This window comes from Ensifer adhaerens (assembly GCF_013283195.1).
GTDB lineage: Bacteria > Pseudomonadota > Alphaproteobacteria > Rhizobiales > Rhizobiaceae > Ensifer > Ensifer adhaerens_G.
The window spans coordinates 320863-340815 of sequence record NZ_JABEKT010000005.1 but is presented as its reverse complement, the minus strand read 5'-3'; the positions used below and the strand labels follow the sequence as shown (position 1 = coordinate 340815).

The window sequence follows — 19953 nt, the reverse complement described above, 5'->3', positions numbered from 1 at the left end:
TCCGATTCGGTCCCGCAATGTACTGGAAATGGGACGGATTTGGGACCTTGCCGCCTCAACGCGGCTTGCGGAACCAGGTGTGGAGGTAGTCGACCAGCGTGCGCACCTTGGCCGGCAGGTAGCGGCGATGCGGATAGATCGCGTAGATGCCGCGGTCGCGCGGCAGGAAATCGTCAAAGAGCGTGACAAGCTCGCCAGTGGCGACCTTGGGGCGGGCGATGAAGTCGGGAACCAGCGCCACGCCGATGCCGGAGACGGCGGCGCGTACGGAGGCAAGCGGACTGTTGACCTCGATCGGGCCGCTGACGGGCACGGTGAAGGAGGAGCCATCCGGCTCGACGAAACGCCAGTTCGAATAGGACCTGCCATTGGTATCGAGAATGCAGGGGACTTTGGAAAGGTCGGTCGGATGGGCGATCGGCCCAATCTTCTCGAGGAAATCCGGGGCGGCACAGATCAGCACCTGGAAATCGTCGAGCTTGCGGGCGATCAGCGTCGAATCTTCGAGCCGGGTGATGCGGATGGCAACATCGAAGCCTTCTTCGACGAGGTCGACGAATCGGTCGTCTGAAATGATTTCCAGCGACAGCTCCGGATGCTGCTTGCCGAAATCGATGAGCGACTGGCCGATCTCGGCGTCGACGAAGGTGCGTGGCGCGGTGATCCTGAGCCGGCCCTTAAGGTCGGAATTGTTGGCGCGCACGAGATCGGCGAGATTGTCGATCTCCTTCAGGATTTCCGACGCCGTGCGATAGTAGGTATGGCCGGCTTCCGTCAGCGAGAATTGCCGTGTGGTGCGATTGAGCAGAAGCGCGCCGAGTTCGTCCTCGAGTTCACGCACGTATTTTGAGAGCAGCGCCTTCGACCGGCCGACGCGCCTGGCCGCGGCCGAAAATCCTTCGGCGTCCACGACATCGATGAAGGCGCGGATGCGGGTGAGCGTGTCCATGGCAGGTCTTCCCTCGTCTTCCTGGTCGCGGGATTCGATTCGCCGCGATGGCTTCTTTCACGTTTCTTTGTTCGGCAGCTGTCTTTGTGGCCGATTTCGTCCGCTGTCCGGATTTCGATGATCGGATAGGCGAGGCGTCGAAATAAATCCAGTTCTTTCAATCGCTTGCAACGGTCATGACGTCAGCTTCGATTGTTCAGTAAACGTGAACACTGTGAGTGTTACCGGTCTCGAAAAAAATTCAACAGCGGTGATGAAAAAACTCTTGATTACGACAAGGTTTTTTCTTACCTACGCCCTTGCCCAAAGTCGCACGTGCCTGTGGGTGTCCGCCGACCCTCGATTAGGTGAGGGTATCGGTAAGGTACCTGGAACTAACCCCTCCAGTCGCTATTCCGGCCAACCGGGAAATGCGAGGACATCTTGAAGCAACGACGGTGCGGGCCTTTCTGGTGTCTGCCGGCTCTCCAACAGCCGGGGTTACTGAAGAGGCACACCTTCATTGCCGGAAGTGCGGTTGGGTTATCCCCTCCAATCCATGGCAGACAAAGCCGAATTGAAGCCTAGGCGGGCTTCGGTTCACCGTTCGCGCATCGAGCGCATGCTTGGTTCCGGGGTCTCCACCGGCTGGTTCCAGAGCATTCGCGCGTATGCCCTTTGTCCTCCGCGCAAGCGGAGCATTTTGGATCAGGGGAATAAGGCCATGACCACGGCTCGCATCATCGACTTCATCAACACCCGACGACCCGAAGGCCCGTGCCTCGTTGTCGATCTCGACGTCGTGCGCAACAATTTCAAGGCTTTCCGCCACGCGATGCCGGACAGCTCGATCTACTATGCGGTCAAGGCAAACCCGGCGCCGGAAATCCTGCGCCTGCTCGCCGGCATGGGCTCCTCCTTCGATTGCGCGTCCGTCGCCGAAATCGAAATGGCGCTCGACGCCGGTGCGACCGCGAGCCGCGTCTCCTACGGCAACACCATCAAGAAGGAGCGCGACATTGCCCGCGCCCACGCTCTCGGTGTGTCGCTCTTTGCTGTCGACAGCCATGAGGAAGTCGAGAAGGTTGCCCGCGCAGCCCCCGGCGCCCGCGTGTTCTGCCGCGTGCTCACCGATGGCGAAGGCGCCGAATGGCCGCTTTCGCGCAAGTTCGGTTGCGTCCCGCAGATGGCCGTCGACGTGCTCGTCTACGCCCATCAGCATGGCCTCGTATCCTACGGCGTTTCGTTCCATGTCGGTTCGCAGATGACGAAGCTCGACGCTTGGGATGCAGCTCTCTCGGATGCCAAGCGCGTCTTCGTGCAACTGGCCAAGCAGGGCATCGAGCTCAAGATGGTCAACATGGGCGGTGGCTTCCCGACGAAGTACCTCAAGGACGTGCCGACCGCTGAAGCCTATGGCCAGGCGATCTTCGGCGCACTGAAGAAGCATTTCGGCAACCACATCCCGGAAACGATCATCGAGCCGGGCCGCGGCATGGTGGGCAATGCCGGCGTGATCAAGGCGGAAGTCGTTCTCGTCTCGAAGAAGTCGGATAACGACGCTCACCGCTGGGTGTTCCTCGACATCGGCAAGTTCGGCGGTCTCGCCGAAACCATGGACGAGGCGATCCGCTACCCGATCCGCACGGCGCGTGACGGCGACGAGATGGAGCCTTGCGTGCTGGCCGGCCCGACCTGCGATTCGGCCGACGTGCTCTACGAGAAGAACATGTATCCGCTGCCGATCACGCTCTCGATCGGCGACGAGGTTCTGATCGAAGGCACCGGCGCCTACACGACGACCTACTCGGCCGTCGCCTTCAACGGTTTCGAGCCGTTGAAGTCCTACGTGATCTGATCCGGCTGCTCCCGTCTTCGGGCGGGAGCGCCATTTCACAATTTCTTCCAGATGCCGCCTGAAGCGGTTTTGATGACGGGAGGCCCGGATGGCCGCTGTTGTTGATGCCCTGCGCGCGTTTTTCGCGCCGTCCACATTCGTGATCGATAGCGAAAACCCGGGTGACGTCGTTGCCCGCGAAAACCTGCTCGACCGGGCAATGGGCCCGGAACGGCGCCGCAAGTCGTCGGAAAAGCTGCGCAACGGCCGCGTGCCGGCCGAAGGCCTCGCCTTCGTCGCCCGCGATCTCGATGGCCACGTCATCGCGACCGTTCGGTTGTGGAATGTCGAGGCAGGCGTCAACCGTGAAGGCCACAGCATTCCGGCGCTTTTGCTCGGCCCGCTGGCGGTCGATCCGGCCCATGAGGGCAAGGGCATCGGCGGCATGCTGATGCGGGCGGCGATCGAAGAGGCAAAGAGCCGCGGCCACGGCGCGATCCTGCTCGTCGGTGACGCCGCCTATTACGAGCGTTTCGGCTTTTTCGCAGCCGGCGCACAACATCTGGTCATGCCCGGCCCGTTCGAGCGCAGCCGCTTCCTGGCGCTTGATCTCCGCGATGGCTGGCTAGAGGGTGCTGCTGGCCTGATCGTCGCCAGCGGCCGCAAGCTGGCGCTGCCGCGGGTCAAGCGCGCCGCCTGACGCCTTTCCGCCTCCAACCCTGCGGAGGCGGATTTTTCGCTGCTCCCTCATCTGTCTCATGCGAGGGATGGGGGAGCAGTGTATCGCCAGCCGGTGTCGGCACTACAGACCCATGCTGCCGCTTGACACGGCGCCGTGCCTCCTCTCCTCTCGCAGGCTTGGATCTTGGCGCATCGGAGTGAACGCTCTCGCATGGATTTGCTGTCGCTCGGGGCTGCGGCTCTCATTCCCTTCACGCTGACCTGCTTCATCATCGAGCTGACGCCGGGGCCGAACATGGCCTATCTCGCGGTGGTCTCCGCGTCTGAAGGGCGCAAGCCCGGCATGGCGACCGTTGCCGGCATCGCGCTGGGCCTTGCTATTGTCGGAGCGGCTGCCTCCTTTGGCGTCGCCGAGTTCGTCGCCCGCTCGGATGCGCTCTATGGTGTGTTGCGATGGGCGGGCGTCGGCTTTCTGCTTTATCTCGCCTACGACGCGTGGCGTGACGGAACGGCTTCGGCGGAGCCGACCGGCAAGACGCCGGCCTTCTATTTCCGCCGCGGCCTGTTCACCAATCTCCTCAATCCCAAGGCTGCGCTTTTCTTCGTCACGGTGTTGCCGAGCTTCATCGTCCCCGATCGACCGCTGCTGGCGCAGAACCTAACGCTCTCGACGATCTATGTCGGGGTCGCCACCGTAGTGCATATGACGATCGTGTTGCTGGCGAGTACGCTCGAGCCGGTGCTCAACTCACCATCGCGCGAGCGTATGGTGCGGCGTGGGTTGGCGTTGTTGCTGGCCGCGGTCGCGATCTGGTTCGCTTGGACGACGCGCCGTTAAGGCTGTCGCTTCGATTGCGTCCGTGCGGCAGGTGCGCCTGCGTCGTAGCAGACAAAGGCAAGCTTGTTTCCATCGGGGTCGCGCACATAGGCGGCGTAGAAGCCGTCGCCATATTGCGGGCGAAAGCCCGGCTCGCCCTCGACACTTCCGCCCTGTTCCATCGCCGTTGCAAACAGCCGGTCGATGATCTCGGCAATGGTGCGAGGAACGCAGTCATCGCACCATTGCCGACGCCGGCTGCGTTGCCGTCGAAGGGATAACCGGTGAAGAAGCGCGGGGCGAGGTCATCATCTCTGCGTCCCCAGGATGCCACCTGCTCGTCGCACCAGCAGCGCTCCTGGCCGATCAGTGCCATCAGCGGATCGTAGAACCTTTCGGCTCGCTTGAGATCGGTCGTGCCGACCATCGTGTATCCGATCATATCGTCTCCATGGTCTTGCTCGGCATCGCTCAGGTCTCGTCAAGGAAGGACCGGCCGCGGGGTGACAGCCGGTAGCCGACCGTCAGGCTCTCCGTCAGACCCAGCTCCTTCAGCTTGCGGATGCGCACCTTGATTTTGAGTTTATCCACGCCGACCCATTCGGCGATCTCGGCGGCGGTGATGCCATCACGCGAAGCGATCAGGCGGAGCGTCGGCTCGGTCCATGACTGGTCGGCCGTTTCGTCGAAGCGGGCGAGCCTGTCGGCGATCGCCGCCCGGTCGACTTTTGCAAGCGTCGCTTCGTCGCGCAAGGACAGGCGTGGATCATCGCCCGCCCGATGGAAGGCAATGCGGTAGAGGGTGCCGTCGGGGCGGACGTCAAGCTCTGCAAGCAGTGCCTCGCGTGTCGTAAACCCGGCGCGGTGCGCGTCCTCAACGCTGATGTCTTCGGTGCCGGTGACGTCGACCGCGTCGATCGACAGCACGCCGGATGCTGTGCGCAGACTGCCGCCAGCCTTGACAGTCGGCTTCGTCCAGCGCCTGAAGGCCAGGGTCACCGCGCCTTCGGCAATCTGGTCGAGGATGGCCTTGCGGAACAGCATGTCAGTTGGCGGCGCGGCGATAGACGGCAAGCGAGCCGGCAAGGGCGAGCAAGGCTCCACCGCAGATCCGTTCGAGCCAGACGGCTCCGGAGTGCTTCAGAAAGCGAGCCGCCTGGGAGCCGATGAGGGCGTAGCCGAGCATGACAGCGAAATCGACTGCGGCGAAGACCACGGCGAGCACGGCATATTGCGGTGCTTGTGGCAAACCGAGATCGACGAACTGCGGCAGGAAGGCCGAGAAGAACAGATAGCCCTTCGGGTTGGTGACGGCGACCAGGAAGCTCTTCAGAAAGATGGCGGTGGTGGTGACGTCGGCACCGTCGTGTTTGCCAGCGACGTCAATCGTTCCCTTCGACCGTAACAGCATCACACCGAGGAACGCCAGATAGGCGGCGCCGAGCCATTTGACGACGGTAAACCAGAATTCGGAGGCCGCGAGCAGGGCGCCGAGACCCAGCGCCACCGCGCCGATCAACACGAAATCCGAGAGCACGGCGCCGACCATGCCCGCAAGCGCACGCTTGATGCCGTAGCGCGAACCGTTGGTCAAGGCGAGCAGGACCGTCGGACCGGGCGTGGCGATACCGATGAAAGCGACAAAGGCAAATGCGAGAATGGTGATTTCACTCATGAGATCCTCCCGGCGTTGCATTGCATTTCCGGCAAGTCGTCCCATACCTTGAGTTCCCGTGCAACATGAGGCGGGGCGGCATTTGACAGCCTGGGGCGCTTCCCCTATGGAGGGGGCAGGGTGAGGGCCCCTGCCGTCCGCGAGCGTCATGCTTTGGTGAAGCCTTCCTTATCAGACACGGTCAGCCGAAACGGCATGCGAACCGGTGGCAATGCGGGCTCCCATCTCTTGAAAATGCATGCCGCAGCAGGAGACCCTGTCATGATGCGCGGATCAAACACGTTGCCATCGCTCGATGCCCTCAAGGACCAGGCCAAACGCCTGCGATCACGGCTATCCAGCGAAGGCGAGGAAATCAGCCACTCGCGTTCCCTTGAACTGATCGCTGCCCAATACGGTTATCGCGATTGGAACACTCTTCACGCCGCCGTCGGCAACCGACCGCCGTTCAATCCGTGGATGCTCGGTTCGCGGGTGAAAGGCCTTTATCTCGGCCAACCCTTTGAAGGCGAGATCCTCTCGGTGCAGGCGCTGACGGCACAGCCCGGGCGCTACCGTTTGACGATGAAGTTCGACGAACCCGTCGATGTCGTCACTTTCGAGAGCTTCTCTGCCTTTCGCCAGCGGGTGACCGCGACGGTTGACGAGACCGGGCGCACGATCGAGAAGACGTCGAACGGCCGGCCGCAATTGGAGCTGGAATGGTGAGCCGCGGTTGCTGTGGTTGCGACGCGACCATTGTCGCTGCCACCTGCCTGGCATTCGCCGTTCAGCCAACATCCCCGAAGCCGAACGCTTCGGGGATGTAACGGTCCTCACATCTCATCCTTCAACGATACCTTGCGGGCGCCAGTCCGCTAATCGTCCCCGCCCGCGCCTTCATCAATTGCGAATGAGTTGCATTTGCATTATCAATGTAGTTGCGAACGGTTCGCAATTGGGTGGGCCGGTCAATTCGGGCTTTGTGGCATCGCCTCTGCAAATCGGAGCGGACACGTGGCGCTGTATCGGGCGAGGGATGACATTCATGGACAATCCGGTGAAACAGGACCTGCTCGGGCGGCGCAGCCTTCTGATGGGCGGGCTGGCGGCGGCCGGTGGCACGGCGATCTGCGCCGGCGCCGCCTTGGCGCAGCAGGCGACCCATGGCGGCGGCCACCAGATGGCGGCGCAGACTTCGGGGGATATGGCGGCACCCGTGCCGGCAATGGGACACGGCGCCATGATGACGGTCGGCGACGTCGACAGCAGCGTCAACGGCTTCGATCCGACGGACATGCTGACCGACTGGGACACCGGCACCGTCTCGGTGCTGCCGGACGGGCGAACGCTCAGGACCTTCGAGATGACCGCGCAGGATCGCGATATCGAGATCGCGCCCGGCATCACCTTTCCGGCCTGGACCTATAACGGCCGCGTGCCCGGGCCGGCGCTTCGGGCCAAGGAGGGCGAGCGCCTGCGCATCGTCTTCCGCAATTACGCTTCGCATCCGCATTCGATCCATTTTCACGGCATTCACGCAGCGCGAATGGACGGCGTGCCTGGCGCGGGCATGGTCGATCCCGGCGACGAGTTCGTCTACGAATTCGATGCCAAGCCCTTCGGCTGCCATCTCTACCATTGCCATGCGATGCCGCTGCGCCGCCACATCCACAAGGGCATGTACGGCGCTTTCGTCATCGACCCGGATCCCGAGCGCCACCCGGACCACGTGGACGTCGCCCGTTCGCGGCTCCTCGGCACGGCGGAGAATGCCGGCTGGCAGGAACTGGTGATGGTGATGAACGCCTTCGACACCAACTTCGATGCCGAGAACGAATTCTATGCGGTCAACACCGTCGCCCACGCCTTCATGAAGCGGCCGATCCGGATCGTGAAGGGCAAGCCGGTGCGCATCTATCTCGTCAATGTCATCGAGTTCGATCCGATCAACTCGTTCCACCTGCACGCCAACTTCTTCGACTACTACGACCAGGGGACGACGCTGACGCCGACGCTGAAAACCGTCGATCTCATCACCCAATGCCAGGCGCAGCGCGGCATTCTGGAGTTCACCTTCGCCGAGCACGAACCCGGCCTCTACATGTTCCATCCGCACCAGACCGAGTTTACCGAGTTGGGGTGGGTTGGCATGTTCGATGTCGTGGAGGCGCTGGCATGAACGAGACCTTGCCGAGAGCCGCGATCCGCGCGGCAAAAACCAACCTGGTGTGGTTGGCGCTGCCGCTCATCGCCTTTGGTATTGCCGTTGCCTGGATACTGTCGACCGATCCGCTGTCGGGCTTTCGCAACGGGGCGCCGCCGGTCGAAAACCTGACCTTCGAGCGAACCGTGCTCGATGACAGCGGCCTGCGCCTGCTGGTTCGTGCGGGGGGATCGGAACCGATGACGGTGGCGCAGGTCCAAGTGGACGACGCCTACTGGCAGTTCACCCAGGATCCGCCGGGTCCGATCCCCCGCGGCAAGACAGCCTGGCTGAACTTACCCTTCCCATGGATGCTCGGCGAGGCGCATGCGCTGAAAGTGTTGACCAATACCGGCGCCACCTTCACCCACGACATCGCTGTCGCGGTGCCGACGCCGCAGGCGACGGCGGGTCAATTGCGGCTGCAGGCACTCGTCGGCATCATCGTCGGCATCGTGCCTGTTGCCGTCGGCCTGATGTTCTATCCCGTGCTGCGCGGCGTCGGCGCATCGGGAATGGCGTTTCTGTTGTCCTTGACGATCGGCCTGCTCGCCTTCCTGCTGGTCGACGCAAGCGCCGAAGCCCTGGAGCTGGCGTCTGAGGCTGCAGCCATTTTCCAGGGGCCAGTCATGGTGGTACTTGCGGGCGTCGGCAGCTTCCTCGTGTTGATGGCGATCGGCCGACGCGGCGGGGTGCCGACGGGGCTGGCGCTTGCCACTTACATTGCGCTCGGAATCGGATTGCACAATCTTGGCGAGGGGCTGGCGATCGGGGCCGCCTTTGCCGCCGGATCGGCGGGTCTAGGCACCTTTCTGGTGGCCGGCTTCGCCCTGCATAACGTGACTGAAGGCATCGGCATCGCAGCGCCGATCCTGAAGCAGCGACCGTCCCTGTGGGCTTTCGTCGGCTTGATATTGCTCGCCGGCGGGCCGGCGGTGCTGGGCATGTGGCTCGGCAGCCTGGCGACGTCGGCGCAATGGTCGGCGCTGGCATTGGCGATCGGGGCGGGCGCAATCTTGCAGGTCATCGTCGAGGTTGGCGCCTATCTGATGCGCCAGAGCGGAAAGCGGACCGAGGTCTTCCTGACGCCGCCGGTGATGGGTGGCCTCGCTGCCGGCGTTGGCTTCATGTACGTGACAGCGGCGTTGGTGAAGATTTGATTTTTGGAGGTCGCTGCCGGTTGTTGAACTTGCAGGTCGTGGCCGCATCAGCCCCTCATCCGGCTACCGCCACCTTCTCCCCGCCTGCGGGGAGAAGGGACTTGCGGGGCGGTGTCGCCCGGCAATTTCGCGGCACACTTTGACGGAGCATATGCCACGTCCCCTCGCCCCGCTTGCCCGGAGAGGGCTCGTCCTCGGGTTAAACCCGAGGAGAGGCACAGTTGCGCTGACGCCTTCGATGAGCGTCGAGTGAATGCTACCCGGCGATATCGACGACGCCGCAGTCGCCCTCGGCCGACCCGAACACGAGCTGGCGCCCGTCCTTGCTCCAGGCCATGGCCGTGACCGCACCCTTGCCGGGGCGGCGCAGCAGCACTTCCTTGCTGTCGGCAAAACGGGCCGCGAGAATCATGCCGTCCTGATAGCCGATGGCGACGATGTCTTCGGTCGGATGACAGGCAACGGACGTCACCATGATGTCGGCGCGGGTGCCGAGTTCAAGCGGCGCCTTGCCCATCGGCCCGTCCTTGCCCTGGAAGGGCCAGACGATGGCGGCCGGCGCGCCCGAGGAGGCGAGCCACTTGCCCTTGGCGGACCAGGAGAGCGACTTCACCTTGGCGGGGTATCCGGTCATGCGCATGTGGCGCGCCTCGGCGCCTGGCTTGGCGTCGAGCTTCCAGCCATGCAGGGCATTTTCCTGCATGGTGGTGACGAGGAACCGGCCGTCGGGAGAGAAGGTGACGCCGGTATGGGCGCCCTTCCAGTCGAGGTCGATCGGCTGGCCGGAGGTGCCGACCCAGTGCATCGACACGCCGTTGTAGCGGGCGGCGGCAACGCGCAGGCCCTTCGGGGCGAAGGCGAGACCCTCCACCGTGCGGTCCTCGGCAAATTCCTTGGTGGTACCGTCGGCGAGCCGCACATGGGTGGTCTTGCCATAGGCATAGCCGACCGCGCCTTGAGGCCCGGCGGCGACTTGAGCGATCCACTTGCGCGGTGCTTCGGCAACCAGCGTCGTCGTGCCGTCGGCGGCCGTGCGCATCACCTTGCCGTCCTCGCCGCCGGTCAGAAGCGTCTCGTTCGCCTCGTCGACAACCAGCGACAGCAGGCCCTCATGGACTTCCGTCGTCTTGTGGCCAAGGTCGAGACGGTGGATTGCGCCGGTGGCTTCGGCAAAGAAAGGTATTCCCTTGAGAAAGGCCACGCCAACGACGTGACCTTCAAGATCGAGCGGAGCGACTGTCGGCATCAGATTGTCATGGTCCCCTGGTTCGGCATGCTCTGCCTATTTGATGTTAGACCGGATGATCTCGGCTCGATTTGACCTGAAATCATCCGGCTCTAGGGCGCCGCGCGCGCAGAAGAACGCGCCACGTCTGCCCTATTTGGAGGCGCGGATCGCGGCTTCTCCGATATCAGGCTGACGCTTCGCAGGCCTTGAATGTGCGCTCCAGCTTTTCGCGGTCAAGGTCGCGGCCGATGAAGACCAGCCGGCTTTCGCGCTTCTCGCCGTCCTTCCACGCACGCTGATGATCGCCCTCGATGATCATGTGCACGCCCTGAACGACATAGCGCTCGGCGTCGCCGGCAAAGGCGATGATGCCCTTCAGCCGCAGGATGTTCGGGCCATCCGTCTGGGTGATCTTCTGGATCCAGGGGAAGAACCGGTCCGGGTTCATCTCGCCGCCGCGCAGCGAGATCGACTGCACGGTCACATCATGGATCGGCGACGGAGCGTGATCATGGTGGTGATGATCGTGATCATGATGATCATGGTCGTGATGATGATGGTCATGATCATGGTGGTGGTGATCATGGCCGCAATCCGGACCGCAGGTGTGATCGTGTTCGTGATCGTCCTGGTCGAGGAAGTGCGGGTCGTTTTCCAGCGCCCTCTCGAGGTTGAACGCGCCCTGGTCGAGAACCTTGGTGAGGTCGATGTCGGAGCGCTGCGTCCTGTAGATGCGGGCAGACGGATTGATGACGCGAACCGTCGCCTCGATCCGCTCGAGTTCCTCGGGGCTGACGAGATCGGTCTTGTTCAAAAGCACGACGTCGGCAAAGGCGATCTGGTCTTCTGCCTCGCGGCTATCCTTCAACCGGAGCGGCAGGTGCTTGGCATCGACCAGGGCGACGACGGCATCAAGCTCGGTCTTGGCGCGCACGTCGTCGTCCATGAAAAAGGTCTGGGCGACCGGGACCGGGTCGGCAAGGCCGGTGGTCTCGACGATGATCGCATCGAAGCGGCCGGGGCGGCGCATCAGGCCTTCCACCACGCGGATCAGGTCGCCGCGCACGGTGCAGCAGACGCAGCCGTTGTTCATCTCGTAGATTTCCTCGTCGGATTCCACGATCAGGTCGTTGTCGATGCCGATTTCGCCGAATTCGTTGACGATGACGGCGTATTTGCGTCCGTGGTTCTCGCTGAGGATGCGGTTCAACAGCGTCGTCTTGCCGGCGCCGAGATATCCGGTGAGCACGGTGACGGGAATCGGCTTCTGCGGGGATGTTTCGGTCATGGGAACCTCTGGGATCTCGGGATGCGGGGAGCGGGCATCCATGTCGCGTTTCATATAGGAGATGCGGCGGCGATGCGCAAATGGCCAAGCCCATTTTGGCCGCCCATTTGATGCCACCAAGGCGGGCGAACCGGGCAGCGATAACGCTCCTTTCATCAAAATCAGGGAGAGTCCGCGTCCTATCGAAAGGGCGCGTGCGTGAAGACGATTTCCATCAACGGCCGGTTCCTGATGCAGCCGCTCACCGGCGTGCAGCGCTTTGCCCGTGAGATCACCCGCGCGCTCGATACCCGTATCGCGGCTGGCGACGTGCCGGCGACATTGAAGGATGCGCGCTGGCGGTTGCTGGCGCCGGCGTCGGCGCCGGATGATCTGCCGCTGTCGGCGATTTCGATCGAGCGCTTCGGCTCAGGCCCCGGCCACCTCTGGGAGCAGGGGCCGCTCTATTGGCGGGCGCGGCGCGACACGCTGGTTGGGCTTGGCGGCAGCGGGCCGGTGCTGCATTCCGACCAGGTGGTGGTGATCCACGACGTCACGCTCTTTCGCCACCCGGCTTCGTTCGGGCGCGGCTATCGGCTCTTCCATGGGGCACTCGGCTACGTCCTGACACGCCGCGCGAAGATCGGCACGGTTTCCTATTTTTCACGCGGCGAGCTGGCGGATGTCTTTCGGGTTCCCGCTGACGGCATCGACGTGATCTACAACGCCACCGATCACTTTTCCGACCTTGAGCCGGACCGGGAAATCGTTGCGAAGCTGGGACTTGCCGATACCCCATTCTTCCTTCTCGTAGGCACCCTGAAGCCCAACAAGAACGTCGAGTTTGCGGTGCGTGCCTTCGAGGCTCTTGGCGCGACCGGCGGCAAACTGGTGGTGGTCGGCGGCACCGATCCAAGCGTTTTTCGCGATATCGCCCCGACTTCGCGCGGCAACCTGATCTTCGCGGGGCGACTGACGGACGCCGAGATCGTCGGGTTGCAGCGCCAGGCAACCGCCTTCCTGTTTCCCAGCCTCTATGAAGGCTTCGGCATTCCGCCGCTCGAGGCGATGACGCAAGGGTGCCCGGTGCTGGCCTCCGACATCCCGCCGGTCCGGGAAGCCTGCGGCGAGGCGGCGCTCTACTTCGATCCGACGAAGCCGGAAACGCTGGTCGAGGCGATGCGGACGATATCCGCCGACGGCGGCCTTCGGGAGCGGCTTGCGCGCGCCGGGCACGACAATGCCGAGCGGTTTTCATGGAACGGAAGTGCGGTCGCTCTGCTCAATCTGCTGGCCGCAGGAAGATGCTGACCCGCTTGCCTGGCGGGAGATAGAACGCGCAATCAGAGTTCAAGCATGCGCAAGGGGTCGAGCTTGCCGCGCAGGAGATCGGCGAAGGCAATGAGATTTCCCTTGAGCCGACCCCGCCGGTCGACAAGGGATTGAGGCTTCAGGCTGCCGATCGTGTTGGCTGCGACATTGCTGCCCATGAGATGGAGGGTCCATCTCAGGCCGACACTCCCCTTTCGGAAGAGGTAGAGCGGGTTGGCCACCTGGGAGTAGCCGAAGCGCAGGCCCGAGGTCCGACCGCGCTTGTTGCCGAGGTGCACGCCACGCAACTTGCCGCTTCGAACGATGCGGCCGTGGCGCGCGAGACGGCGGCAGAAGTCGACATCCTCCTGCCAGCCATAGAGCGGCAGCCGCTCGTCGAAACGGGTGCCGTCCGCCTCTATCGCCGACAAACGGAACACCATGTTGCAACCATAGGCGTTGTAGACGGGCTCGATCGTGGCCGGGCCGCTTTCGGCCTGGTCGCGAGCGAGGATCTCCAGCCCCTCCTTGACCGGGATGCCCGGACCATGGATGCCATCCGCCAGCACCAGTCCCGTCGCAACGACGATATCCGGTTCCTTGAGGAAAAGCGTCTCGGCATTGGCGAGGAAATCTGCATGCGGCAGAAAGTCGTCGTCAAAAAAGACGAGCATATCGCCGGCGCCGATCGCCGACAGAATGGCGTTTCGCTGTTTGGTCAGCCCACGCTCACCTGCGACGATCGTCACCGGGACAGGGAGCGCGGCGGCGAGCGTTTCATCTACGTCCTCGCGCGAAGACGGGCAGACGAAGATGGCGTCCGGTCTGCGACCCTGCCGGGTCAGATGCAGAAGCGTTTCGGATAGCACCTCGCGGCGACCCGCCGTGGCTATTCCGACAATGATCTTCATGGTGTTCGTCGCCTCTTGCTTTGCTCTGATCTAAACCGAAAGAGGTTCAGTTTTCCTTATCGCGCCCGGGTCGTTTCACGCCTGAGTTCAAGCGGCGTTTGCAGCGCGCATGCCAATCCGTAGCCGATCGAGCGCCAGCAGGCAGCAGGCTCCGCCGACGATGATCCCGGCTGTGGTGGCGAGGTAGGCCGACTGGTGCGACAGGACGAAGGCGACAATGGTGACGCCGAGGCCCGCGGAGCCGAGCAAGACCGGCGGCCAGATGAAATCGAAGGGCAAGGCCGCCATCAGCCGCAGGCCGATCAACGCTGCGATGAGTGCGCCGAGTGCGCTGCCGGCCATCATGGTGGCGTCGGTCGGCGCCAGCAGAAAGCCGCTGGCAAGGGCGCCCAGATTGAGAAGCGCGCAGTCGAGGGCGGCCAGTGCGAAGATCGCGGTCAGGCGCTGCTTCAGGTGCAGCGGTGTCGGCAGCATGATCTGGGTCAGGACGCGAACGAGCGAAAGCAGGATGACGAACGGGGCCGTCGCGAGGAAGCCGGCTTGCAGGTCGGGGGTGATCACCAACCACGTCGCCGGCGTGAGCACAGCAAAGATGCCGGCCGCCATCATCAGCGCGAAACTCGTCAGAAGCGCATAGTATTGCCCGAGCTGGTGGCGAAGCGCCGGGGTTTCCCCGGCCTTGTCGTGCGCGGCGACGATCTCGGGATACTGGATCGCCTGCAGGGCGGAGACGATCAGCACGAAGGGGCGCTGCAAAAGGTCAAGTGCGAGCAGCGCACCGGCTGCACCGCTTGGGCCCAGGACCGAGGTGAAGATCGCCTTCAGCGCAAGCGGCGCAAACATCGAGGCGGTGGCGGCGCCCGCCGAAACGCTGCCATAGACGAGGTGCTTTTTCACGCGGCCCATGTCGAGCGGGGTGGTCGGCCGTCGGCCGGACCTGCGCGACAGCAGTGCCGCGAGCAGCGCGTAGAGCGCGTAGCCGGCAAGCAGGCCCGTGACCGTGGACAGGAAGGTTGGCGATATGACGGCGCCGAGCAATGTTCCGGCAGCCAGGATTGTGGCGCGAGAGCCCTGCAGCACTGAGAAGGCGCGAAAATCCTGGCGGAAGCGCAGCATGGTCAGGTGCAGGTCGCTGCCGCCTTGGGCAATGGCGACAAGACCGCCGACCAGCGCGACCAGCGGGGTGACGCCGAAGGCGAGCGACACGGCCGCAGCGACAAGGCAGAAAAGCGCGCAGGCTGCGGCCTCGGCGACGATCGTTCGCCGCTCAGCCGCTTCGCTTTCCGCCGTCTGGCCGGGGTAAAACCGCATGCAGGAATAGCGCACCCATTCGAAGGCAGCGATGGCGCCAAACTGGCTGAGCGAGATGAAGAGCGAATAGGCGGCATAGTCGACCGGCGCCAACCAATGGGCGACGATGATCAACAGGCCGAAGGCGATCAGGGCCTGATAGAAATAGGCGCCGAGCGCGATGATCTTCGCCATGGGGTTTCGGCTTTGCGCCGCCTGTCGTCGTTTGCTGCTGTCCATGCTGATAACGCAAAAGCACAAACAAAGTGTTTGCCGATGCCGGCGACCGCTCTGCTCAAGCGAGGTCGGTCATGTCGAAGTCGGCGACATCGGTCAAAAGCTCGACTACGCCGTTGACCGCGTGGGCCAGCAATTGCTCGCCGCGCGCGGCAGAGGCGGCGGATGCGTTGCCGGCGACGCCCTCGCGGTTGAGGTCCGACATCTTCCAGCCGAAGGCATGCGGGCCGTAGGCGCGCAAATGCCTGAAGCGTTCGGTGTAGTCGCTCTGGCGCGAGGGGAAGGCACGGGCCTTTTCCATCGTCACTTTTTCCGGGTGCAGCGCCAGCATCACCGAGGTCTCGATATCGCCGCCGTGAATGTCGATGGCCTTGTCCTCGGGGGCGATCCAGCCGTCGGGTTGGCCGAAGCGGGTCCAGCTGGTCGCGACCGCCAGCATGTCGAAACGCACCCGTGCCTCGGTCGCAACGATGGTCATCAGGGGCGAATTGCCGCCATGGGCGTTCAGCATCACGAACTTGCGGATGCCGAGAGTGTGCAGGTTTTCGGCAATGCCGAGCCAGCGCCGCACGGCCTCGTCGTAACCGAGCGACCGGCTGCCGGCGACATCCATATGCTCGATCGAATAGCCGACCGGTTCTGTCGGCAGGAAGGTCGCGGGCAGGGTATCGGGCAGGGCGGCGATTGAGCGTTCGACGATCCCGTCGGCAATCAGCGTGTCCGTGTCGAAGGGCAGGTGCGGGCCATGCTGCTCATGGGCGCCGAGCGGCAGAACGGCGATCCAGTCGCGGCGAGCCCGTTGCGGAAGAGCGGTCGAGTTGTCCTGCCATCGGGCCTTGGGCATCGACATTTCTCTTCGATCCTTCACGTCAATTGTCGTAGAAATGTTATTTGAGTCATACAGTTCGTAATCGCAAGCTGTATTGCTATAAATGTCAGAGACGGGATTCGGCAGGAGGTCCAATGGGCAAGAAGAACAAGGCCGAAAAGAAGAGCAAGAACGGCAAGAAGAAGGACGAGCTTCTCGCCGAACCGCATGATCTCGCCTCGATCCTTGTCCAGGCGGCACGTTCCATGCGTACCGTCCTGTCGCGCAACCTGCTCGAAAGCGGCCTTTATGCCGGCCAGGACGGTGTCATGCTGGCGCTTGCCGAAACGGACGGGCTGACGGCAGGCGGGCTTGCGGCCAAGCTCGGCGTCAAGGCGCCGACGATGACGCGCACCATCGGCCGCATGGAGGCACAGGGCTTTCTCGAGCGCCGGGCTGACGACGACGACGCACGGCTGACCAAGGTCTACCTCACCGAGCCCGGGCGCAACCGGCTGCAGACGATTGCCGAGGCCGGCCAGCATTCCGAAAACCTCGCGACACGGGGGCTGACAGACAAGCAGGTGCGCACGTTGATGAAGCTTTTGCGGGCCGTCGACAGCAATCTGCAGGCCGCGCGGGCCGCCGACTGAGCCTCGTTTCACGGCGTATTGCGGCGGCGATTTAAACAGTTTAAATAGGATTTAAATTTGAGGGTAGGCAACTAGGCTTAAGCAGGGGGCATCGTGGCGCAAAAGGTCAAGCTTTCGACGATCGCGGAAACACTCGGTCTTTCGACGGCAACGGTATCTCTGGCATTGCGTGACAGTCCCCTGGTGGCGACCCTCACACGCGACAAGATCAAGGAGCAGGCCCGCGCGCTCGGCTATATCTACAACCGCCGCGCCGCCAGCCTCAGGACCTCGCGCTCCGGCATTATCGGCGTGGTGGTGCACGACATCATGAACCCGTTCTACGGGGAGATCCTGAAGGCGATCGAAGCGGAGCTCGACCGCGACAAGCAGACCTTCATCCTTTCCAACCATTACGACTCCGTCGACAAGCAGCGCGATTTCATCGAGACGCTGCTGCAGCTCGGCGGCGACGGCGTCATCATGTCGCCGGCCATCGGCACCCCGCCGGAGGATATCCAGCTTGCCGAGGACAATGGCATGCCGGCGATCCTGATCGCCCGCTCGATCGAGGGGCTGGATGTTCCGATCTTCCGCGGTGACGACGCCTATGGCATTTCGCTGGCGACCAACCATCTGATCGGCCTTGGGCACCGCTGCATCGCCATGGTCGGCGGCACCGACCAGACCTCGACCGGTCGCGACCGCTATCAGGGCTACGTCAATGCGCTGCGCAAAGCCAATATCGAGGTTGATCCGGAGCTGCGCATTCCCGGGCCCCGCTCCAAGCAGGGCGGCTTCGAAGCGGCCGTGCATCTCCTGTCGCTACCGCAGAAGCCGACCGCGGTCGTTTGCTGGAACGATCTGGTGGCGATCGGCATGATGAACGGCATCGCGCGTGCGGGGCTTGTTCCCGGCGTCGATATCTCCGTCACCGGCTATGACGATCTTGAGGAGGCGTCGATCGCAACGCCGGCGCTGACAACCGTGTGGAACGGCCAGGCCGATGTCGGCCGCAGCGCGGCCCGCGCCCTTCTCGACAAGTTGTCCGGCAGCCACGAGCCGGACGGCATCCACCTGATCAAGCCGGAAATGCGTATCCGCCAGTCGACCGGCCCGTTGCGCGTCCCCGCCTGAAGAAATCCCAAAGACCAGGAGTGCCCATGTCCGCGAGCCTTCCCCGCATCCTCGTGCCCGGAAAAATCAACGAGCGGGTGCTGCAGCGGCTGCCCGAGATGTTTGACGTCGTGCGGCTGGAGCGTCCGGATGCCGGTCTCGTCACGGCCGAGCTGGCCGATATCAAGGGCATCGCCGTTTCCGGGCGCGTTCCTGCCGGCCTGATGGATGCGCTGCCCGGGCTCGAAATCGTCGCCAATTTCGGCGTCGGTTATGACGGGGTCGACGTAAAACACGCTGCCGCCAAGGGCATTGCCGTTACCAACACGCCAGATGTGCTCAGCGAAGAGGTCGCCGACACCGCTGTCGGCCTGCTAATCAACACGCTGCGCCTTCTGCCGCAGGCGGAAGAATGGCTGCGTCAGGGGCGCTGGGTGCGGGAAGGTGCATTCCCGCTGTCGCCCTTGTCGCTGCGCGGCCGCACGGTCGGGCTCTACGGCCTCGGGCGCATCGGACTTGCGATTGCCAAGCGGCTCGAAGCCTTCGGTGTGACGGTCGCCTACCATACGCGCACACAGCGCGAGGGCCTTGGCTACGCCTATCACCCGACACTCGTAGGCCTTTCTCAGGTCGTCGATACGCTTGTCGTCATCGTTCCCGGCACCGAGGCGACGCGAAAGACGGTGAATGCCGAAGTGCTTTCGGCCCTCGGAAAGAATGGTGTTCTGATCAATGTCGGGCGCGGCTCGACCGTGGACGAGGCAGCGCTGATCGAAGCTCTAGAGAAAGGTGTGATCGCCGGGGCGGGGCTAGACGTTTTCGACAACGAACCGCATGTGCCGGATGCGCTGCTGGCGCTGCCGAATGTTTCGCTGTTGCCGCATGTGGCATCGGCTTCGGTCGTCACCCGCAACGCCATGGCGGATCTGGTGGTCGACAACCTCAAGGCCTGGTTTTCGACCGGAAAGCCATTGACGCCGGTGCCGGAAACGCCTTTCGAGCGACGTGCCCGTTAGGCCGTTGAGCGTGCTTTCGCGTGCCGTCAGGCCGCCATGCGTCTTGCGGCATAGGCGCGTACCGCATCGCCGAAAGCTCTGAACAGGCTCGCCGACGGCGCGTCCGTGCGCACCCAGTATTCCGGGTGCCATTGTACCCCGACGGCGAAGGCCTTGGCGCCAATCACCGAGACCGCCTCGATCGTGCCGTCATCGGCAACGGCCTCGACGGCCAGACGCGGCGCCGTGGCGCCGATGGCCTGGCGATGCAGGGAATTGACGCGCACGCGGCCGGCACCCAGCACGGGCGCAAGACAGCTGCCTTCCTTGACGACCACGTCCTGGCGGATGCCGTAGGCGACATCCAGCTCGGAGACGTCGGGCTTGCGGTGGTCCCAAACACCGGGCTGCTCCTGGATTTCCGTTGCAAGCGTGCCGCCAAGCGCGACGTTGAGCTCCTGGATGCCGCGGCAGATGGCAAACAGCGGTACGCCGCGCTCGAGCGCGCGACGGATCAAGGGCAGGCTCGTGGCATCGCGGCCGGGATCGAAGGGGCCGTCGGTGTCCTTTGCCTCGCGGCCATAGAGCGAGGGATGAACGTTGGAGCGGGCGCCGCTTGCCAGGACGCCGTCGACACGATCGAGGATCCCGTCGATATCGTTGCCGGTCTCGAGCGCCGGAATGAGGAAGGGCATGACGCCGGCGCCTTCAACGGCGGCGCGCACATATTGATTGGCAACGACATGCCAGACATTGCCGTCGAATTCGCGGAAATCGCAGGGGATGGCAACGACAGGTTTCGACATCATCAGGCTCCGTATCTCGCTAATCAAAGCCTTGCCGCCAGATATGGCCGAAAGTCAACTGGGAAGGTG

20 protein-coding genes are annotated in these 19953 nt (G+C 63.5%); 10 read left to right on the top strand and 10 right to left on the bottom strand.

Translation table 11 applies throughout. The features are described 5' to 3' along the window. Window positions 1–55: 55 nt before the first annotated feature. Window positions 56–949, bottom strand: coding sequence for a LysR family transcriptional regulator (locus LPJGGPFB_RS30840; RefSeq protein WP_173423709.1), 894 nt, complete (start codon window positions 947–949; stop codon window positions 56–58). Between the two features lie 703 nt (window positions 950–1652). Here LPJGGPFB_RS30840 and odc2 point away from each other — a divergent pair. The 3 genes from odc2 (at window position 1653) to LPJGGPFB_RS30825 (ending at window position 4284) form a co-directional block, all read left to right on the top strand. Beyond that, the gene (gene odc2, locus LPJGGPFB_RS30835) at window positions 1653–2786 is read left to right on the top strand and encodes an ornithine/lysine decarboxylase (protein ID WP_173423708.1); all 1134 of its coding nucleotides are present in this window, start codon (window positions 1653–1655) and stop codon (window positions 2784–2786) included. A gap of 88 nt (window positions 2787–2874) precedes the next feature. Further along, window positions 2875–3465, top strand: a complete 591-nt coding sequence (locus LPJGGPFB_RS30830) for a GNAT family N-acetyltransferase (protein WP_173423707.1) — start codon at window positions 2875–2877, stop codon at window positions 3463–3465. Between the two features lie 192 nt (window positions 3466–3657). Beyond that, the gene (locus tag LPJGGPFB_RS30825; protein WP_173423706.1) at window positions 3658–4284 is read left to right on the top strand and encodes a LysE family translocator; all 627 of its coding nucleotides are present in this window, start codon (window positions 3658–3660) and stop codon (window positions 4282–4284) included. Here the strand turns inward: LPJGGPFB_RS30825 and LPJGGPFB_RS33405 are convergent. From LPJGGPFB_RS33405 to LPJGGPFB_RS30810, 3 genes are all read right to left on the bottom strand, one after another. Further along, complete coding sequence (locus LPJGGPFB_RS33405; RefSeq protein ID WP_234903155.1) at window positions 4281–4445, bottom strand: VOC family protein; 165 nt, start codon at window positions 4443–4445, stop codon at window positions 4281–4283. The two genes, LPJGGPFB_RS30825 and LPJGGPFB_RS33405, sit on opposite strands and share 4 nt — an antisense overlap. A gap of 289 nt (window positions 4446–4734) precedes the next feature. Beyond that, on the bottom strand, window positions 4735–5307 hold the full coding sequence (locus LPJGGPFB_RS30815) for an ASCH domain-containing protein (protein ID WP_173423705.1): 573 nt from the start codon (window positions 5305–5307) through the stop codon (window positions 4735–4737). Window position 5308: 1 nt separating this feature from the next. After that, window positions 5309–5938, bottom strand: a complete 630-nt coding sequence (locus LPJGGPFB_RS30810) for a LysE family translocator (RefSeq protein ID WP_173423704.1) — start codon at window positions 5936–5938, stop codon at window positions 5309–5311. 264 nt (window positions 5939–6202) lie between these two features. Here LPJGGPFB_RS30810 and LPJGGPFB_RS30805 point away from each other — a divergent pair, with 264 nt between their 5' ends. The 3 genes from LPJGGPFB_RS30805 to LPJGGPFB_RS30795 all read left to right on the top strand — a co-directional run bounded on the left by LPJGGPFB_RS30805 (window position 6203) and on the right by LPJGGPFB_RS30795 (window position 9283). Next, the gene (locus tag LPJGGPFB_RS30805; protein WP_173423815.1) at window positions 6203–6646 is read left to right on the top strand and encodes a glyoxalase superfamily protein; all 444 of its coding nucleotides are present in this window, start codon (window positions 6203–6205) and stop codon (window positions 6644–6646) included. Between the two features lie 319 nt (window positions 6647–6965). Further along, window positions 6966–8099: a multicopper oxidase domain-containing protein gene (locus LPJGGPFB_RS30800; protein ID WP_173423703.1), complete on the top strand. Its 1134-nt coding sequence runs from the start codon at window positions 6966–6968 to the stop codon at window positions 8097–8099. Beyond that, entirely contained in the window at window positions 8096–9283 is a 1188-nt protein-coding gene (locus tag LPJGGPFB_RS30795; protein WP_173423702.1) for a ZIP family metal transporter, read from the top strand. Before LPJGGPFB_RS30800 ends, LPJGGPFB_RS30795 begins: the two co-directional genes overlap by 4 nt. 256 nt (window positions 9284–9539) lie before the next feature. Here the strand turns inward: LPJGGPFB_RS30795 and LPJGGPFB_RS30790 are convergent, their stop codons facing one another. Next, window positions 9540–10529, bottom strand: coding sequence for a WD40 repeat domain-containing protein (locus LPJGGPFB_RS30790; protein ID WP_173423701.1), 990 nt, complete (start codon window positions 10527–10529; stop codon window positions 9540–9542). A gap of 166 nt (window positions 10530–10695) precedes the next feature. Then, on the bottom strand, window positions 10696–11799 hold the full coding sequence (locus tag LPJGGPFB_RS30785) for a CobW family GTP-binding protein (protein ID WP_173423700.1): 1104 nt from the start codon (window positions 11797–11799) through the stop codon (window positions 10696–10698). 198 nt (window positions 11800–11997) lie between these two features. Here LPJGGPFB_RS30785 and LPJGGPFB_RS30780 point away from each other — a divergent pair, with 198 nt between their 5' ends. After that, complete coding sequence (locus LPJGGPFB_RS30780; protein ID WP_173423699.1) at window positions 11998–13089, top strand: glycosyltransferase; 1092 nt, start codon at window positions 11998–12000, stop codon at window positions 13087–13089. A gap of 32 nt (window positions 13090–13121) precedes the next feature. On the opposite strand, the gene LPJGGPFB_RS30775 is transcribed toward LPJGGPFB_RS30780, so the two are convergent. From LPJGGPFB_RS30775 to LPJGGPFB_RS30765, 3 genes are all read right to left on the bottom strand, one after another. Beyond that, window positions 13122–14000 carry a glycosyltransferase family 2 protein gene (locus tag LPJGGPFB_RS30775; protein ID WP_173423698.1) on the bottom strand — a complete coding sequence of 293 codons (879 nt, stop codon included), beginning with the start codon at window positions 13998–14000 and terminating at the stop codon, window positions 13122–13124. Between the two features lie 87 nt (window positions 14001–14087). After that, the gene (locus LPJGGPFB_RS30770) at window positions 14088–15485 is read right to left on the bottom strand and encodes a polysaccharide biosynthesis protein (RefSeq protein ID WP_173423697.1); all 1398 of its coding nucleotides are present in this window, start codon (window positions 15483–15485) and stop codon (window positions 14088–14090) included. A gap of 100 nt (window positions 15486–15585) precedes the next feature. Further along, the gene (locus LPJGGPFB_RS30765; RefSeq protein WP_173423696.1) at window positions 15586–16377 is read right to left on the bottom strand and encodes a creatininase family protein; all 792 of its coding nucleotides are present in this window, start codon (window positions 16375–16377) and stop codon (window positions 15586–15588) included. A gap of 113 nt (window positions 16378–16490) precedes the next feature. On the opposite strand from LPJGGPFB_RS30765, the gene LPJGGPFB_RS30760 reads away from it, so the two are divergent. The 3 genes from LPJGGPFB_RS30760 (at window position 16491) to LPJGGPFB_RS30750 (ending at window position 19099) form a co-directional block, all read left to right on the top strand. Next, window positions 16491–16988, top strand: a complete 498-nt coding sequence (locus tag LPJGGPFB_RS30760; RefSeq protein WP_173423695.1) for a MarR family winged helix-turn-helix transcriptional regulator — start codon at window positions 16491–16493, stop codon at window positions 16986–16988. A 93-nt stretch (window positions 16989–17081) separates the two neighbouring features. Further along, window positions 17082–18104 carry a LacI family DNA-binding transcriptional regulator gene (locus LPJGGPFB_RS30755; RefSeq protein WP_115419198.1) on the top strand — a complete coding sequence of 341 codons (1023 nt, stop codon included), beginning with the start codon at window positions 17082–17084 and terminating at the stop codon, window positions 18102–18104. 26 nt (window positions 18105–18130) lie between these two features. After that, window positions 18131–19099: a 2-hydroxyacid dehydrogenase gene (locus tag LPJGGPFB_RS30750; protein WP_173423694.1), complete on the top strand. Its 969-nt coding sequence runs from the start codon at window positions 18131–18133 to the stop codon at window positions 19097–19099. A 26-nt stretch (window positions 19100–19125) separates the two neighbouring features. On the opposite strand, the gene LPJGGPFB_RS30745 is transcribed toward LPJGGPFB_RS30750, so the two are convergent. Continuing rightward, window positions 19126–19884, bottom strand: coding sequence for a gamma-glutamyl-gamma-aminobutyrate hydrolase family protein (locus tag LPJGGPFB_RS30745; protein WP_173423693.1), 759 nt, complete (start codon window positions 19882–19884; stop codon window positions 19126–19128). Window positions 19885–19953: the final 69 nt, after the last annotated feature.

Bases quoted from the DNA above. Each gene is read 5' to 3' on its own strand.
- LPJGGPFB_RS30765 (WP_173423696.1), bottom strand. From the start codon at position 16,377: ATGTCGATGCCCAAGGCCCGATGGCAGGACAACTCGACCGCTCTTCCG.
- LPJGGPFB_RS30790 (WP_173423701.1), bottom strand. From the start codon at position 10,529: ATGCCGACAGTCGCTCCGCTCGATCTTGAAGGTCACGTCGTTGGCGTG.
- LPJGGPFB_RS30770 (WP_173423697.1), bottom strand. From the start codon at position 15,485: ATGGCGAAGATCATCGCGCTCGGCGCCTATTTCTATCAGGCCCTGATC.
- LPJGGPFB_RS30830 (WP_173423707.1), top strand. From the start codon at position 2,875: ATGGCCGCTGTTGTTGATGCCCTGCGCGCGTTTTTCGCGCCGTCCACA.
- LPJGGPFB_RS30795 (WP_173423702.1), top strand. From the start codon at position 8,096: ATGAACGAGACCTTGCCGAGAGCCGCGATCCGCGCGGCAAAAACCAAC.
- LPJGGPFB_RS30775 (WP_173423698.1), bottom strand. From the start codon at position 14,000: ATGAAGATCATTGTCGGAATAGCCACGGCGGGTCGCCGCGAGGTGCTA.
- LPJGGPFB_RS30815 (WP_173423705.1), bottom strand. From the start codon at position 5,307: ATGCTGTTCCGCAAGGCCATCCTCGACCAGATTGCCGAAGGCGCGGTG.
- LPJGGPFB_RS30805 (WP_173423815.1), top strand. From the start codon at position 6,203: ATGCGCGGATCAAACACGTTGCCATCGCTCGATGCCCTCAAGGACCAG.
- odc2 (WP_173423708.1), top strand. From the start codon at position 1,653: ATGACCACGGCTCGCATCATCGACTTCATCAACACCCGACGACCCGAA.
- LPJGGPFB_RS30810 (WP_173423704.1), bottom strand. From the start codon at position 5,938: ATGAGTGAAATCACCATTCTCGCATTTGCCTTTGTCGCTTTCATCGGT.
- LPJGGPFB_RS33405 (WP_234903155.1), bottom strand. From the start codon at position 4,445: ATGGAACAGGGCGGAAGTGTCGAGGGCGAGCCGGGCTTTCGCCCGCAA.
- LPJGGPFB_RS30825 (WP_173423706.1), top strand. From the start codon at position 3,658: ATGGATTTGCTGTCGCTCGGGGCTGCGGCTCTCATTCCCTTCACGCTG.
- LPJGGPFB_RS30745 (WP_173423693.1), bottom strand. From the start codon at position 19,884: ATGTCGAAACCTGTCGTTGCCATCCCCTGCGATTTCCGCGAATTCGAC.
- LPJGGPFB_RS30840 (WP_173423709.1), bottom strand. From the start codon at position 949: ATGGACACGCTCACCCGCATCCGCGCCTTCATCGATGTCGTGGACGCC.
- LPJGGPFB_RS30785 (WP_173423700.1), bottom strand. From the start codon at position 11,799: ATGACCGAAACATCCCCGCAGAAGCCGATTCCCGTCACCGTGCTCACC.
- LPJGGPFB_RS30760 (WP_173423695.1), top strand. From the start codon at position 16,491: ATGGGCAAGAAGAACAAGGCCGAAAAGAAGAGCAAGAACGGCAAGAAG.
- LPJGGPFB_RS30750 (WP_173423694.1), top strand. From the start codon at position 18,131: ATGTCCGCGAGCCTTCCCCGCATCCTCGTGCCCGGAAAAATCAACGAG.
- LPJGGPFB_RS30800 (WP_173423703.1), top strand. From the start codon at position 6,966: ATGGACAATCCGGTGAAACAGGACCTGCTCGGGCGGCGCAGCCTTCTG.